This window comes from Nocardia sp. NPDC050175 (assembly GCF_044459885.1).
Classification (GTDB): domain Bacteria; phylum Actinomycetota; class Actinomycetes; order Mycobacteriales; family Mycobacteriaceae; genus Nocardia.
In genome coordinates, this window is record NZ_JBITJI010000007.1 from 260151 (window position 1) to 275344 (window position 15194).

General features: G+C 67.3%; 13 protein-coding genes. 6 read left to right on the forward strand and 7 right to left on the reverse strand.

Annotated elements, in window-relative coordinates:
• Positions 1-79 precede the first annotated feature (79 nt).
• The 6 genes from ACIBK2_RS25225 to ACIBK2_RS25250 all read left to right on the forward strand — a co-directional run bounded on the left by ACIBK2_RS25225 (position 80) and on the right by ACIBK2_RS25250 (position 7463).
• Positions 80-4120, forward strand: a complete 4041-nt coding sequence (locus tag ACIBK2_RS25225; protein WP_396970381.1) for an FtsK/SpoIIIE domain-containing protein — start codon at positions 80-82, stop codon at positions 4118-4120.
• Positions 4113-5027 (forward strand): hypothetical protein, encoded by a 915-nt coding sequence (locus tag ACIBK2_RS25230; protein WP_396970383.1) that lies wholly within the window; start codon positions 4113-4115, stop codon positions 5025-5027. Before ACIBK2_RS25225 ends, ACIBK2_RS25230 begins: the two co-directional genes overlap by 8 nt.
• Positions 5024-5245: a hypothetical protein gene (locus ACIBK2_RS25235; protein WP_396970385.1), complete on the forward strand. Its 222-nt coding sequence runs from the start codon at positions 5024-5026 to the stop codon at positions 5243-5245. Before ACIBK2_RS25230 ends, ACIBK2_RS25235 begins: the two co-directional genes overlap by 4 nt.
• Before the next feature lie 24 nt (positions 5246-5269).
• Positions 5270-5533 (forward strand): hypothetical protein, encoded by a 264-nt coding sequence (locus ACIBK2_RS25240; RefSeq protein WP_396970386.1) that lies wholly within the window; start codon positions 5270-5272, stop codon positions 5531-5533.
• A gap of 756 nt (positions 5534-6289) precedes the next feature.
• Complete coding sequence (locus tag ACIBK2_RS25245) at positions 6290-6916, forward strand: TerD family protein (RefSeq protein WP_396970813.1); 627 nt, start codon at positions 6290-6292, stop codon at positions 6914-6916.
• A 1-nt stretch (position 6917) separates the two neighbouring features.
• On the forward strand, positions 6918-7463 hold the full coding sequence (locus tag ACIBK2_RS25250; protein WP_396970388.1) for a hypothetical protein: 546 nt from the start codon (positions 6918-6920) through the stop codon (positions 7461-7463).
• A gap of 16 nt (positions 7464-7479) precedes the next feature.
• On the opposite strand, the gene ACIBK2_RS25255 is transcribed toward ACIBK2_RS25250, so the two are convergent.
• The 7 genes from ACIBK2_RS25255 to ACIBK2_RS25285 all read right to left on the reverse strand — a co-directional run bounded on the left by ACIBK2_RS25255 (position 7480) and on the right by ACIBK2_RS25285 (position 15087).
• Positions 7480-8379: a hypothetical protein gene (locus ACIBK2_RS25255; protein WP_396970389.1), complete on the reverse strand. Its 900-nt coding sequence runs from the start codon at positions 8377-8379 to the stop codon at positions 7480-7482.
• Entirely contained in the window at positions 8376-10133 is a 1758-nt protein-coding gene (locus ACIBK2_RS25260) for a protein kinase (protein ID WP_396970390.1), read from the reverse strand. The genes ACIBK2_RS25255 and ACIBK2_RS25260 overlap by 4 nt, the downstream gene beginning before the upstream one ends.
• The gene (locus ACIBK2_RS25265) at positions 10126-10866 is read right to left on the reverse strand and encodes a PP2C family protein-serine/threonine phosphatase (protein WP_396970392.1); all 741 of its coding nucleotides are present in this window, start codon (positions 10864-10866) and stop codon (positions 10126-10128) included. The genes ACIBK2_RS25260 and ACIBK2_RS25265 overlap by 8 nt, the downstream gene beginning before the upstream one ends.
• Positions 10866-11321 carry an FHA domain-containing protein gene (locus ACIBK2_RS25270; RefSeq protein WP_396970393.1) on the reverse strand — a complete coding sequence of 152 codons (456 nt, stop codon included), beginning with the start codon at positions 11319-11321 and terminating at the stop codon, positions 10866-10868. Before ACIBK2_RS25270 ends, ACIBK2_RS25265 begins: the two co-directional genes overlap by 1 nt.
• The gene (locus ACIBK2_RS25275; protein WP_396970394.1) at positions 11318-12004 is read right to left on the reverse strand and encodes a 4Fe-4S cluster-binding domain-containing protein; all 687 of its coding nucleotides are present in this window, start codon (positions 12002-12004) and stop codon (positions 11318-11320) included. The genes ACIBK2_RS25270 and ACIBK2_RS25275 overlap by 4 nt, the downstream gene beginning before the upstream one ends.
• A gap of 126 nt (positions 12005-12130) precedes the next feature.
• Positions 12131-13960, reverse strand: coding sequence for an AAA family ATPase (locus ACIBK2_RS25280; protein ID WP_396970396.1), 1830 nt, complete (start codon positions 13958-13960; stop codon positions 12131-12133).
• A complete protein-coding gene (locus tag ACIBK2_RS25285) occupies positions 13957-15087 on the reverse strand; it encodes a hypothetical protein (protein WP_396970397.1) in 1131 nt (376 codons plus the stop codon). Before ACIBK2_RS25285 ends, ACIBK2_RS25280 begins: the two co-directional genes overlap by 4 nt.
• Positions 15088-15194: the final 107 nt, after the last annotated feature.

Consider the following 15194-nt stretch of genomic DNA (forward strand, 5'->3'; position numbering starts at 1 on the left):
AGTACAGCCAGCGGGGTCGTCGTGACCCGATAATCGGCAACAACAGCCTCGACGATGTCCACGGAGAAGGAGAGTGCCGATGCAGTTGTCGAAGGGACAGAACACTCAGCTGCACGGCACGGCGCTGGACATTCGGCTGACCTGCCCGACCGGTGATGCGCTTTTGGTGTACGCCGCACTGCTCGGCGCCGATGATCGCGTCACCACCGGTGGCGACTTCGTGCGCGGCGATGCCGTCGCGCCTGTCGCCGGACCGGTCTCGCGCACCGAAACCGGTCTGCACGTCGACCTGCTCGGGGTGCCCGCAACGATCCAGCGCATCGTGGTGCTCGCCACTATCGGCGGTACCCGGTTGCCGAGTCTGGAGCTGACCGTGACCGGTCCCGGCGCAACCGCCGTCGCCGGCTTCTCGATGTCCCCTGCCGCCGAGGAAACGGCGACCATCGTGTGCGAACTCTACCGACGCGACGCGCAGTGGAAGCTGCGCGCGGTCGGGCAGGGCTATCGCGACGGACTCGCGGCCGCCGCTATCGATTTCGGCTTCGACGCGACCGCGGCCCAGGCGCCACAACCCGTTTCGCCACGACCGCCGGTACCCGAACCGGTATCGATGCGGCCGCGACCCGACGACACCGTTGCGCTGCAACGTGATCGACGAACCCGGGGGCTACGCGCGCCCGAACGTTCGACGTCGGACAGCTTTCGATCGGCGCCACCCGCTCCGGCACCACCTACCTCGGAACCGGTACCCGCGGCCGCGACACCGCCGACCCAGTCGGCGCCATGGTTGAACTCCTTTGTGCCACACCCGAACACGCCGACGCCGCGCACGCACGACCAGGTATCACGCATTCCCGTGCTCGCCCGCCGTACCGAGCTGGCCGGGCTCGTCGCCCAGGTCGGCGACGAGGCCGTCGCATCGATCACGGCGCTGCTCCAGCGCGTCACCGCGAGCGCTGCGAGCAACATGCCGTCGACACGAGACGGCATGCTGCGGATAGGACAGGAGCTGACCGCCGATCGCGCAGTCCTCTGGCGCGCACACGAAACCGTCCGCGGCGAAATCGTGCGCAAATACCACACGAATGCCTTCAGCAATCGCCTGCCCGCCGATTGGCATGAACGACAGCAGGATGCACATGCCGGTTACTTCAACACCGCGGAGATCACCGCAACCGTCTGGCTGGCCGACGCCGCCGTCGTCGCGGAAGCCATTCGGACAGCGGGCTTTCGGCCGACCTCAGCGGGACGGGCGCAGCAGCGCAGGGAGTTGATCAGCGCGGCCGAATCCGTGCTCGGCGACTACGACGGCGCGCTCCGCGATGTCGAACAGGCCGCGCAAGACAAGACCACCAAACTGTTCGCCGACACCTTCCAGGAATTCCGCCGCCGGATGGGCGTTACGGTCACCCAGATCGTCGGCGAATACAGTGCCGCCGAGCTACATTCGATCACTCCGTGTCCGGCGGAGGGCGCACCCGTCTGGCAGGCCGTCCCGTCCGCGGCGGCCATCGCGCCGTCGCCGCCTACCCGGATGATCTTCCCGATCGGGTTGATGCGGCTCGCACAGGCCGCGGTCGACACCGAGCTGCCGGTGGCGTCGCCCCCCGGCGGCAAGCATCAGGACCATTTCACCATTGCGCTGGCCGCGGCGACGCCACCGATCCCGGTGCTGCTCGACCTGGACGAGACCGGCGGAATCGTGACCGACTCGGCCGCGGTGGTGGAGAACCTGACCTTGGACATGCTCGCCACCTTGCCTGCGGGACGGCTGAAGATCGACGTCGTCGACCCGGCAAAGGTCGGCGCCTCGATGAACTTCCTCTACGGCGTCGGCGAGGCAGGCGAGCAGATCTATGGCCAGAAGGTGTGGGGCTCACACAACGTCGGCGAACTGCTCACCGAACTGGAGAATCACGTCGCCTTCGTGACCCAGAAGTATCTGCAGGGCACCCACGAAACGCTCACCGCCTACAACCGCGCCGCAGGCGAGGTCGCCGAGCCCTACCGGCTGCTGCTGTTGTTCGATCATCCGAACGCCTTCACCCGCGACGGCAAGATGTTCGACGACGAGTCGCTGCGCAGGCTCGAACGGCTGGCCACCGTCGGCCGACGGGCAGGCGTATTGATCGCCGCGACAACAGATTCCACGACAACCTCGCTCCAACCGCTGGCTACCGCGTTCACCGGCATGGAGGACACCGCGTTGCTGGCGCGACTCGGGCTGCCGCGCACGATCCCGAGCAGCAGACATGTTCCCGGTGGTCAATTCCGGTGGCAGTTGGACCCCTATCCCCTGCCATCGGACGAGATCCGCGCCGAGGTGCTGGCACACATCGAACGCAGCCTGGCGACCTCGGGCAGCACGCAGGTCGAGCCGAAGCGCATCCACGAGCTCGCGGTCCAGGCCATGGAACGCGCGGTGGCGCGGGGCACGCAGCGGCCGGAGACGATCGCCGACCCACACGACACCGACACCTGGTGGCGTTCCTCGGTCGACGAACGGATCGTCGCGCGATTCGGCCGAATGGGCGCCTCCGACGTCGCCGAGCTCCGCTTGGATTCCGGCGGCCTGTCCAGCGCGCTGATCGGCGGACGCACCGGCTCGGGTAAGTCGGTGCTGCTGCATTCGATCATTCTCGGTATCGCACTGCAGTATTCACCGGTCGAGGTCGAGTTCTATCTGATCGATTTCAAGGAGGGCGTCGAGTTCAAGCCCTACGCGACGCCAGGCCTGCCACACGCCAAAGTCGTTGCCATCGAGACGAATCGGGACTTCGGCATCAGCGTGCTGGACAGCCTGGACAGTGAGATCGCGCGCCGCGCTTCGCTGTTCAAGAACGCCGGGCAAGGCCAGTTGGAAATCGGCAGGTACCGGCAGTCCACGGGCGAGCGGCTTGCCCGGATCGTGCTCGTCATCGACGAGTTCCACATGCTGCTCGAACGCGACGATGCCACCTCCACCCGCGCCGCGGCATTGCTGGACCGCATCATCCGGCAGGGCCGCGCCTTCGGCGTGCACACCATCCTGGCGTCGCAGTCGGTGTCCGGTGGCGGGCAGAAGATCAGGACGGCGCTGAACCAGATACCCAACCGGCTGGTGCTCGCCAGCTCCACCCAGGACTCCGAACAGCTGCTCGCGGAAGGCAATGCCGATGCCCAGCTGCTGTCCAAGCCCGGCGAGGGCATCATCAATGACCACGCGGGCCAGGCCGAGGCCAACAACAGATTCCAATGCGCGTACTGGCCCACCGAGCTGCGCGCGCAGCTGATCGCGCAGCTGCGCGACAAGGCCGACGCCGCCGGATTCACCGCGCGTCCCGCCGTTTTCGAAGGCGACATCGCGGTGGCACCGCAGGATTACGCCCTGGATATCTTCAGCCAGTCCGACCGCACCGCAACACTGGTGCTGCCGATCGGCGCACCCATGTCGCTCGACCCGCCGCTCGCGGTCCGACTCGGCCGCGAGCCGGGTAACAACCTGCTGCTGGTCGACCCCGGCGGGCTGACCGCGATCGGGCTGCAGATCGTCGCGCTGCGTGCGGCGGATATCCGGGTGGAATACGTCGATTTCGCGGCGATCGAGCAACAGGCCGAGCCGATGTTCGCGCGGTTGCGCGCCGCGGGCGCCGAGGCCTACCACCGACGCAAGCTCGGCGACGTGCTCGACTCGCTGCTGACCGACCTGGCCGAGCGCACCGAACTCGACGACTACCACGCCCCCGCGCGGGTGCTGTTCCTGATCGGCGCACACCGCGCCCGCGAACTCAGCACCGACACCTACGACCAGGACACCGAGAGCGGCCGGTTGGCTCGGGTGCTGCGGCACGGACCGGAGGTCGGCATCCATGTGATCGTCTGGGCCGACCGCTACGCGTCGCTGCAACGTCGATTCGACCACGATGGCTTGCGCCAGTTCGGCTTCAAGGTACTCGGGCCCGCGAGCGAGGACGACTCACGAACCCTCATCGACTCCGAAGTGGCCGCCACGCTGACCCCCAATCAGTTCGCGGTGGACGACTACGACAACGCACGCACCGACACCGTCCGCCGGTTCGCCGACCCCGACCTCGGCTGGCTGGACACCGTGCTGCGCGGTGGGCGCGGTACCGATGGCTGATACGGCACGCAACGATCCGCGGGTGGTCCGGCAGCTCGCCCAGGACTTGGACCGATACCTGCGTGAAGCCGAATCCGGTGAGCGCACCGGCGGATTCGCACAGCGCAGGGTGGAGCTGGAGCTCACGCAGGAGACCAGCCAGCGGCGGCGAGTGCTGCGGCAGGCCGAACAGGCCTACGCGGCGTGCTGCCGGATCGAGGACGCGGACTGCTCCGGACCGAAGCGCGAGCTCGATCGGGCGGTGCGCGCCCTGGACGCCGCCCGCCGCGCCCAGCGGATGTTCACGCAGGCGACCGTCGAATACACGGCGGCCTGTGGCCGATTCGCACAGGTCAGAGTGTCGTTGACGATGGAGTCGAAACAACTGCTGCACGACATCGCGCACGACCTCGACGCGTACAACAGCGCCTCGTCGGCCGCCGGACCGGTGCACGCCGCAAGCGCGCCGAGCCGACCGGCCGGCCCGGCCGGACCCGGTGGCGCAGCACGCGTTCAGACCGATATCCCACCGCTCGTCACCCCCGCCGGCTTCCCCGCCGGATTCGCCATGGTCCCGCTGGCCTCGATCGATACCTCGCGCGGCAACGTGACCGGACCAGAATCCTTCAAGTCCGACGTGTCGCCCGCCGATCTCGAATGGGGGCTGGAGGCGTTCAACAGTGTGATCGTCAACGCGCTCCGCCTCGGCAAGGGCATCGACTACCTCCGCGACCGCGACGCCAACGAAGAACGTTACGGCGCACACAGTTACGCCGACACCTACACCTGGTTCTTCGGCGAGAACGAAGCACTACAGGTCGGCAGGCGCGCCGACGGGACCTTCGAGGTGCACAACGGATACCACCGGATCTGGGTCGCCCGGCGGATGGGACTGACCGACATCCCCGCCAGAGTGGTCGACGCATGAGCAGGCTCCGTCCGGCGATCGACATCTTCGACGCCAATCGCCGCGCGCGCGTCCAGGCCGAACAGGACGCGGGCCAGGTGTGGAACGACACGGTGCTGCGCCGACTGACGGACCGCAAACTCCAGCCGCTCGCCGACGAGGAACGCCGTTTCCTACAGGCCCTGGTCGCCTATGACGTCGCCATCGACTGCGTGCTGCACGAACTGACCAACTACTGACAATCGTCCCGACAAGGAGACACGATGAGTTCCATTCAGGCGAACCCTGATTCGCTCAAGAAACTCAAGAGCGATATCGACCGATCGCAACGGGAAATCAATCAGGCCATCGCCAGGATCCGGTCCTCACTCAAGGCCGCCGAATGGCGCGACAGCGTGAAAGACCAGTTCGAGCGCGATCTCGAGCAGGTTCTTCGCTCGGTCGCGGCGTTCGACAACAACGCCGACCAGCTGAAGCGGTACCTCGACAAGAAGGTTCAGATTCTGCAGAACTACCAGGGGCGTTGAGCGATGGGCATCTTCACCAAGCGGGCACGGCCGCAGCCGAGTGCGCTGACCGAACGGGTCTCGCTGACCGATCCGCACGACGAAGGAAGTCCCAAACAGGGGGCTTTCATCGGTCTCGACCAAGCCGGTCTCAGTTTGTTGATCTACGGCCCCGGTGACATTCGCAGCTGTTTCGCCGCCCTCAGCGCGGCGGCACCGGCCTTCCGGTCGGCCGAACTCGTCTCGGATTCGCCGTACCTCGGCTGTTTTCCCGGCAAGAACGAAATCATGTGGATGGCGTTGGACGGCCCGGTCGGGTCCGGGATCGTCGTGCACTGTTTTCCGCAGTGCGACACCGAATTCACCACCACGCAGATCGCGGTGCGGGTGAACGGGCCGAAGGGCACGCTGAAACCGCCGTGGCAGTTCGGCATCGGGACGGTCGGTGCTCAGGTGCCCGTCGACTTCGCGGACATATTCGGCGCGGCACGAGCGGTGCCCCTCGGTATCCTGCCTGGTTTGCAGCGGTTGCCCGTACCGGCCGCAGAGCGTGCGATGCAGGGCGACGTCAATGCCGAAGCACACCGGGTCCCCCTGCTGGACGACGTGTTCCGCGTAGATGCCGCCGGTGTCGCGACCTTGCCGACACCGAGTAGCCCGGTGCCCGGCACGCCGGTTGCCACGGTACCGGTCCGGCCGGTTTCCGCCCCGCCGGTATCCCGGCCGCCGGCCCCGCCGGTATCCCGGCCGCCTGCCCCGCCGGTGACCAGGCCGGCGATGCCGCCGGTTGCCGGACCGGCCAAGCCGGTATCGCGGCCGTCGCCGACGCCGGTACGGTCGCTGCCGCGGGGCGGCAATGTATCGCTGTCGGCACAGGCTCCGGCGTTGTCCAAGGTCTCGGTCGGCCTGGGCTGGGACGTGCGAACAACCAGCGGCGCGGAATTCGACCTGGACGCCAGCGCGATCGCCACCGACGCCCGCGGCAAGGTCGTGGACGACGAGTATTTCGTGTTCTTCAACAATCTGCGCTCCCCCGACGGATCGATCGTGCACACCGGTGACAACCGGACCGGCGTTGGCGCGGGCGATGACGAGGTGATCAACGTCGACCTGGCCGCCATCCCTGCACACATCGCGAAAGTCGTTTTCGTGGTGTCGATCTACGACGCGGATGTGCGCGGCCAGTCTTTCGGTCAGGTAACCGCCGCCTTCATCCGGGTGGTCAACAGCATGAGCGGTGCCGAGCTGGCCCGCTACGACCTGAGCGAGAACGCGGCCACCGAGACCGCCATGATCTTCGGCGAGCTGTATCGCCGCGGCGCCGAGTGGAAGTTCCGCGCGATCGGCCAGGGCTACGATTCCGGCCTCGACGGCATCGCCCGCGACTTCGGGGTCTATATCTGACATGACCACACCACATTCGCGGCTCGCCGCCGCGCTCCTCGCCGACTCGACCGCCCTGATCGCCCGCGACGAACGGCGCAAACAACTCGACACCGAAGCGGAAGCGCGTCAGCGGCGCAACCTGCCACAGCTCGCCGACCGCAGAGCAACACGCGCACAGTGGGCCAATCCAGTGGCAGGCTGCGTGACGGGCGCAACGATCGGCATCATCGCGATGATCAATATCGGCCCACTCGGTTTCCTCGTGCTCCTGATCGGTATCGCCGCAGGGGCGTGGATCGGCCGCTTCGACAGCAACGCGGGCAGCGATCGCGTATTCGGCTTCGTCATCGGCGCCGGCATGTTCGGTGCCGTCTGCGGCGCCCTGGTCGGCGCGATCCTCACCACCGTCGCAGGCTGGAGCAGCGACGGGCCGATAATCCTGATCGCAGCACTCATCAACGGCATCGGCGGCGGCGTCATCGGCGCTTTCACCTTCGCCGTCGCCGGTCTCCTGTATTGCATAATCGGTTGGGTGGCAAGGGTTCTGCTGGAGTGGACGGCGTAACCACCGGGGGGCCGGCTCAGCCGTAGCTCAGCAAGAACTCGTTGTGTTGCGCACCTTCCAGCGTGAAACGCATGGTGCCGCCGTTCCTCGTCGGCACTGATACCCAGATGGTATTCAGATAGAAGACGCCCACGGAGATATCGGTATTGGCCCACCTACCGGACAGGAATGTGTCGCCGTCGCCGGTGGTGAAGACGCCGACGCGCTGCCAGCCGTTGTATACGTCGATCCTGTTACAGCCTCCCGCGAAACCGGCCGCCTGGGACAGATAGATCTGCCAGACCTCGGATCGCGCGCCTCCTACCGCACCCGCGCTCCAGTTGATCGAGTAGCGGTAGCCGTCGCAGGAGTAGAACCGGTCGTTGAACGGGAAGGCTGTCGAGGCGAGCTTTGTCACCGATGTTTGTTCGGCGTCATGCCATTTCGTCGTGGTGAGCGGCAACAACCAGGCCACCAGCCCGGCAACCAGTGCCCAGCCGATGACGACCGAGCTCACCCGGAAACTCCACGGCCGGACGAGCAGGAATACCGCGAGGACCGCGGTCACCGCGGCAGCCCCCGCAAGATAGTCCGGGCCGAAGTGATCGGTAAGCCCCCGCACGGCACCGTCGAACACCCTGAGATCCGGCGCGAGGAGCGACGTACGGCGGATGGCAAAGTGGCCGATCAGATACGGGCCCAACACCGTTAGGCAGATCAGCGCCGCGAACACCATCGCGGCGTAGTCGTTTTCTCTGCGCCCCTGAGCTTTTCGACGCTGTTCTTGTTCGGTGACATCGGCGCGGCGGCGACGAGCTTCGGCCTCGTCCGCACGCAGCCGCTGATGTTGTTCGCGGGCTTGCCCCGCCGTCGCATCGGCAAGCAGCACAGCGGCAAGCTGGCGGTGATACGACTGCGCGACAACGGGTTCGGTCACAGTCGCGCCTCGCGGCGCAGCTCGGCGAACCATGGGATCGCACTGGCGGGAGCCAGATCGGGGCTGTCGAGTCGCTGCCGGACGTTGTCCAGGTAGGCGTCGATTACCGGCTGGTCGGCGGCGGACACCAGCAAACCGTGGCCGATGACCTGGTTTCGGGCGGTCTCGCCGAGGTCGATCAGGCGCGCCCTGGCGAGATCCAGTGCCTGCTCGACGATGTCGCGCCAGTTCGCCTCGACCATCCGATAAGCGCTGCGGGCGCCGGGACCGGCCAGACAACCCAGCAGTTGCTTGTCGTACAGCTCGACGACAGCGTCGAAGGCCCGCGGATTGGTACTGATCACGCACAGATCCTCGGGCGTGGTGACCGACCAGCCGCAATAGGTGAGCGGCGCGGCCGGATCGAGCTGCGCGGTGAAATAGGTGGCCAGTTCGTCCGGGCCCCAGTGTCCGCCATAGGTTTTCAGGTCGGTGTAGGGCGCGCCGGTCCGGACCTCATCGGTGAGCCAGTTCACCAGCGCCTGGCGGCCGCGCCCACTCAACGCGCGAGCGGCCGCCTCCGGATGCCGCGCCATGGCCGACCCGAGCGCGGCAGGCTCGTAGAAATCACCGACACCGGGCAGCGCGAACGAGACCGACGCGCGCCGCGCCCCCTGCGCCGGCTGCGGCGCCGCAGGCCCGCCGACGACCGACCGATACACCGCCGGTGACTCCCCGGCGAGCCAGGCCTGTACCTCAGCCATCCCCCACCGCAGGTCGGGATCGCGCGTCAACAGCCCGGCCAGCAACAACTTCCAGCGTTCGCGATCAGCGGGCCGGAAGGCGATCGCGTCGATCGCGTCGAGCGAGATATCGCGGGTATTGATCTCGGCCTCGATGGTGCGCTCGTTGAGCGAGCGCCCTTCGTCGTCCTGAAAGTAGCCGCGCCCGACCAGGACTCGGTACATGATCATGCCGACGCTCCACCAATCGTCGGCGGGCTTCATATGCTGCAGCGCGCCGGGCGCGCTGTAGCCGATGGTCCCCTGCCCGGTATTGGTCAGCTTGGACCGGCCACCGAGGTCGACGGTCAGGCCGAAGTCGGCGATGACCAGATCGAGGGGACCGTCGTTGCGGACGAGTACATTGCGCGGATTCATATCGGCATGGACGAGATTGGCCGAACCACCGGATTGTTGCAGGCCGCGCAACGAGGTGGCGATCTGCTCGAGGATCTCCACCGCGTGCTTGTTGGTGCCGACGCCGCCGCGGGCGGTCAGGAAGTCCTCCAGTGCCCCGAACCGGCAGTACTCCATCACCTCGTAGTGCACCCCGTGATCGACACCTCGGTCTTCCACCTGCACCGTGTGCTCGCGGGGCAGCTGTTCGAGGAAGTCCCGCGATCCGGCGTCGCCACGGTATCGAGGCGGATGGTGAAACAGCTTGATCGCGTGCTCGTTTCCGGCCGCGTCCGCGCACCGCCACACCCACGCTTCCCCGCCGCTGCCGAGCGGCCCGGTGATCCGGAATCGCGATGCCAGCCCCGGCGGCAAATTCACCGGATAGAACTCCGGCGACTCGGCCCGATCCGCGACCTGGGTCGGCTGCTCGGCGTTATCCAGCCGCGTCGCGGGGGCACCGGCACTCGGTGGCGCCTCGGGGTGGTCGAGCCGCGTCGCGGGTGCGGGCGGTGGTGCCGACTCGCGCGGATCCAGCCGGGTCCTGGCAGGCCGGTCGTCCGGCGCTGCACCGTCGAGCCGGGTTGTCTCAGCCATGGGCACCTCTCACTATGGTCTCGATCCGGACGACGCTGATGTTGTCGCCGCCACCGCCGGCCAGCGCCAGATCCCTTAGGCGCGAGAGCATCTCGGGGCCACCAGCGACGACTGCCTTCTCGATATGGCCCGCGCCCGCATAATCGTTGAGGCCGTCGGTACACAACAGGAGGTCCTCGGCAGGGGCAAGGACGCACTCGAAGAAGTCCGGTTCCAGCACGGTGCGCAGACCACCGCCAAGGGCTTGCTGCAACCGGTTGGAATCAGGAGCCCGATGATCCACGCTCAGCTGGGCCAGGTAGCGGCCCTCCAGTCGGTAGGCGCGGGAGTCGCCGACGTTGAACACCAGCGCGGAGCCGTCCGGATACACGGTGACACCGACCGCGGTGCAGCCCATGCCGCGCAGGTCCGGCCGCTGCTCGGCGATGTCGTTGATCATGTCGGAGGTTTGCTGCAGCAACGCCCGCATGCGGTCGACGGGTTTCGCCGCCGAGTCCAGTTCGCTTGGTGCGCTGAGCATTTCGCAGGCCAGTCGGCTGGCATCCGCGCCACCCGCATGCCCGCCCATGCCATCGCAGACCACGACGGTGACCGGATCGACAACAGTCTGTTCGATCGAGATCTCCGCAGGCGCACCGCCACGCAGCGACCATCCGCCGCAACCGATGCCGTCTTCGTTGTGCGCACGGATGCGCCCCCGATGCGTCACGGCCGATATTCGGATGTGCGCCATCACGATCTCCAGTCGATAGTGATCGGCACATCGGCGGCCAGCCGCAATGCCGCGCCCGGCTCGATCCGATGCTCACGGTTCGGTTCGAGCTTGATGCCGTCGATGAATGTGCCGTTGCTGGAATCGGTGTCGGTGACGAAGAGTTTCTCGCCGTCGTATCGCAGCATCGCGTGATATCGAGACACGTTGGTGTGCGCGGCGAATGCCGCAGCGGCAGGATAGCTTTCGTCCCTACCGAGACCGAGACCGCTGCCCGGCGCAAGACTGAACCTGGCGCCGTCGGCTACCGTCAGTTCGATCAGCTGCCGGACCGGCGGCACGCTATCCCACAGATCATCGCCGCTGAGCGGGCATTGCTCGAACTCGTTGCGGTCACCGGTCCAACCGCACTGGCAGGTCACCATGTCGACAGCCGGGTCCGCGCCCGATTCTTCCGGGCCGAGTGGCGTGCTCACGTCAACCACGACGTTCGCTGCGGCCGGACCCCGCGGTCCGACAACCCAGCGCCGAGCCGAGTCATGTCGCCCGGCAACGGGATACCGACCAGGCGGATCGAGTCACCGTCGACATGCACGCCCATCCGGTGCCGCTGATCGGCATAGGTGGCCTCCAGTTCCGCTGCGGCGTAACGTTTTCTGCCGAGCTCGGTGCCGACGAGTACCCGCTGATTCGCCGAACCACGCAGCGCGTCGGCACCTGCCGCCGCGGCAACGAAGGGCTCGGTGACCAGCACGTCGACCGATGCAGGCAGCCAGGGGAATCGGTCGTCGAGCAGCACGGTCGGCCGTCCCGAATACAGCAGAATGTCGACAGGGCGCTTTCGCCGCACCCGCCAGGCGTTGATCCCGTCGAGCAACGCGCGCAGCGCGATGGGCTGGTCGGTCGGCTCACCACCGGAAATGGTGATTCCGTCGACCTGATCGACGGGCAGGGCGGCGAGCCAGTCGAGCACCACATCGATGCCGCACCGGGTCGATTCGTCGAAGACCCAGGTGTCGCGCGCGAGGCAGCCTCGGCAGAAGACCCGGCAACCCTGGAACCAGATGCCGGCACGAATGCCATAACCGATGTTGTCGACCGGAAAATGTAAGCGCGACAACAACATTGTGGTGCGGTCCGGGTGCTGACTCGAGTCCACGTCGCTCTCTCCTGAGTCTTACCACGCGGCGGCGGTGCGCCACGCAATCCTCAATTACCGAGTGTCGTTGCGCCGCAGCGCGCTGTCTGTCCGCCGAACACCCGACATCGGGTCGAGCACCGGATCTCACCCGAGCTGCACGGTCCAGCCCTCGGCCGACTCAGCAAGCGCCGTGACCACCACGTCGGTCACCTTCGGTGCGAGATCGAACAATGCCCGGGCCAACGGATTGACCAGGAGCGATTCGACGGTGGCCGCGACACCACGCCCGCCGAAGTCCAGTCTGGTCAGCGCGACATCGAGCAGGGTCCGATGCACCTTCTCGTCGACGGTCACCGAGACCCCGGTATGCGCGCGGACCCGGTCGGTGACGTTGCCGACGAACATCGGCACCAGCCTGGCCGCCGTCTCCGCCGAGATGAAGTCGAAAACGACGACGTTGTCGCCGATCCGATTGAGAATCTCGGGCCGCCCGATCTCCTTGATGAAGTGATCGGCCACCGCGGCCCGGATGGTCGACTCCACCACCGGATACGGCGAGCCGCGCGCGACCACCGGTACCCGCCTGCCCTGCTCGTCCGAGCAATAAACGCCCAGATTCGAGGTGAACACGAGCAGGGTCTCCGAGAAGAACACCGTCGACCCGTTCCCGTCGGTCAGCCGACCGTCCTCCAGGATCTGCAGGAACTTGTCGAGGATGCGCGGGTGCGCCTTCTCGATCTCGTCGAACAGGATCAGCTGAAACGGTTGCTGCCGAACCGCATTGGTCAGCTCACCACCGCTGTTGTGCCCGATGTAGCCGGGTGGGGCGCCGATCAACCTGGCCTCGGCCTGCTCGGCGGAGAACTCGCTCATGTCGAACCGAAGGAACGCTTCGGCCCGACCGAAGACCAGTTCAGCGATCGACTTCGCGAGCTCGGTCTTTCCTACGCCGGTCGGGCCTGCGAAGAACAGCACACCTTGCGGACGCGCGCCGCTGCTCGCGGTATGCGCGCCGGTCAACCCCATCGACGACCGAATCAAGATGTCCACCGACTTGCGAATCGCGGCGGGCTGCCCGAGCACCCGCACACCGAGCAGCTCGGTGCCGCGCCTGATGCGTTCCTTCAGCGCCACGTCCTGCCACGGATTATCGGGCACACCGACCCGGAACATCCGGATCGCGTCCTCGATGTCGGCCGCGGCGATCCGGCGATCGATGGCCAGCCGGTTGATCTCACGGATCGACCGCAAGGTGAGTCCGCTGGTCTGCCGCGCATAACGATCGATCAGCGCGTCGCGCGCGGACGTACCCCGGTCTGGAACCTCGGGCAGCGACGACACCAGCGTCGATACCGCGTCTCGTCGTTGTCCGAGGCCGGGCGCCGGAATCGACACCACCCGTGCCGCTTCCGCACCGATCAGCCAGTGCGGCAGATCATTCTCCTGGTCCACCAACCAGAACACCGTGTTGTACAGCTGCGTGCGATGCGGCCCCGCGACCGGATGCCTGCGCGCGGTGTTCATCAACTTCTCGGCGATGATCAGCACCCGGTGCATCTCGGCGATGCTGAAATCGGCGTCCGGCACCAGCCGCGACGCGCCGTCGATGATCAGGCAGCACGGCCGATCGGCGCCGACCACCTCGCGCAGCAACACCGAAAGCACCCCGAGCACACCGTCGGCCGACTGTGCGCCGCGCACGATCTTTGCCGCGCTGCCGTGTCCGTCATCCATCAGGACCCGCGGCCCGTCGACCGGATCGAACGCGATCAACGAGGTATGACCGGCCGCGGCAAGCACCGCGTGCAGTGCCTCGACGACGTCGGCCAGCTGCGCCGGTGCGGGTTTGGGTCGCGGCAACAGGATGTAGTCGCGCAGGTTGCCGCTGATCAGGATCTGCGGGTTCGCCGCGAGCGCGATATCGACCTCACGCAGCCAGGCGGGCAGCGCCGCGAGGTGTTGCGCCGTGGTCATTCCCTGCTCCGCTCAGCAGGCTTGCGCCGACGCTTGTTCGGCGTGGCCTGCCGCGGTGCGGGCAAGGCCACGTACTCCTTGGCCGCCGTTCCCGGCGGCGACTGGCGCACCCGTTCGGGCAGCACGCCGTGCTGTCGCAAGGATTCCGGCAGCGTGCGCAGATCGGCACACACTGCCGCTTCGGCGGCGGCATCGTCGCTGCCCGCGCCCGTGTCGACGGTTCGGATATCGATCTCGCCGTCGACCACCCGCGCCCGCACCCCGTAGCGCGTCGATCCAGGGGCGCGGGCCACCATCGAATCGGTGGTGTCCTGGCCGACCGGCACGACGGCATAACCCAATTCGGTCAGCGCGGCCTCGACCGCGCCGAGCACGAAGCTCCGGTCGCGAGCCGCGCCTTCCAGCGCGATCCGTTCCTCGATCAGCTGCCGCACACGGTTCAGTAGTGGTGCGGCGCTGTATCCGGCGCGCACCGCATCTTCGGCGCGATCCAGCAGCGCAACGGCGCCCTCCGGATCCACCAGACCGTCCGTGTCGGCGCGCAGTTCGATGATCTCCGCCTGCTCGGCGCGTAGCTGCCGGGTGGCGGCGTTGGCCGCCGCGACCCGGGAGCCCAGGTCATCGAGCAACAGGCGGGCACGCGCGACATCATCGACGGAGATCGCGGCCGCCGCGCGGGCGATCTCGGCGGAATGTTCGAGCAGCGAGCCGAGCAGGCGGGCGCGGCGCTCGGCGATGTCCAGCTGCGCCGCATCGGCGACCGGCACGGTGGACTCTGTTGTGACATCGACGGTCTCGGTACGGGCCCGAATGGCCGCCCGCTGTGCCGCAGCTGCCAGCACCTCGCGCAACGCGTGCCCGAGCTGCTCGGAACGCTGCGCGGCCTCGGCCTGCTCCAGCTCGGCCACCGCGGTATCGCAGCTCGCTTCGAGGCGGTCGCAGGCGGCGCTGATAGCGGCCGAGTCGCCGGCGGGCCGGGCCGGTACGTCGATCGCGGTGAGCCCGGCCGACACACAACGATCCGCCAAGGCCGTTGCCCGTCCGGCTATCCGCCGCCACCGTCGCCGCGCTTCCTCGACCCGGCGACGCTCGGCGGCGATCGCGTACTGGATACCCGAGTTGCTCAACAGAATCCGCCTGTTCACCGTGCGATCGACGATGCCGTCCGGTTGCCAACGATACGTCCGCGCCCAGGGCGGACGGTGTCGGTCGAACACCTGACATCGGGTCGATC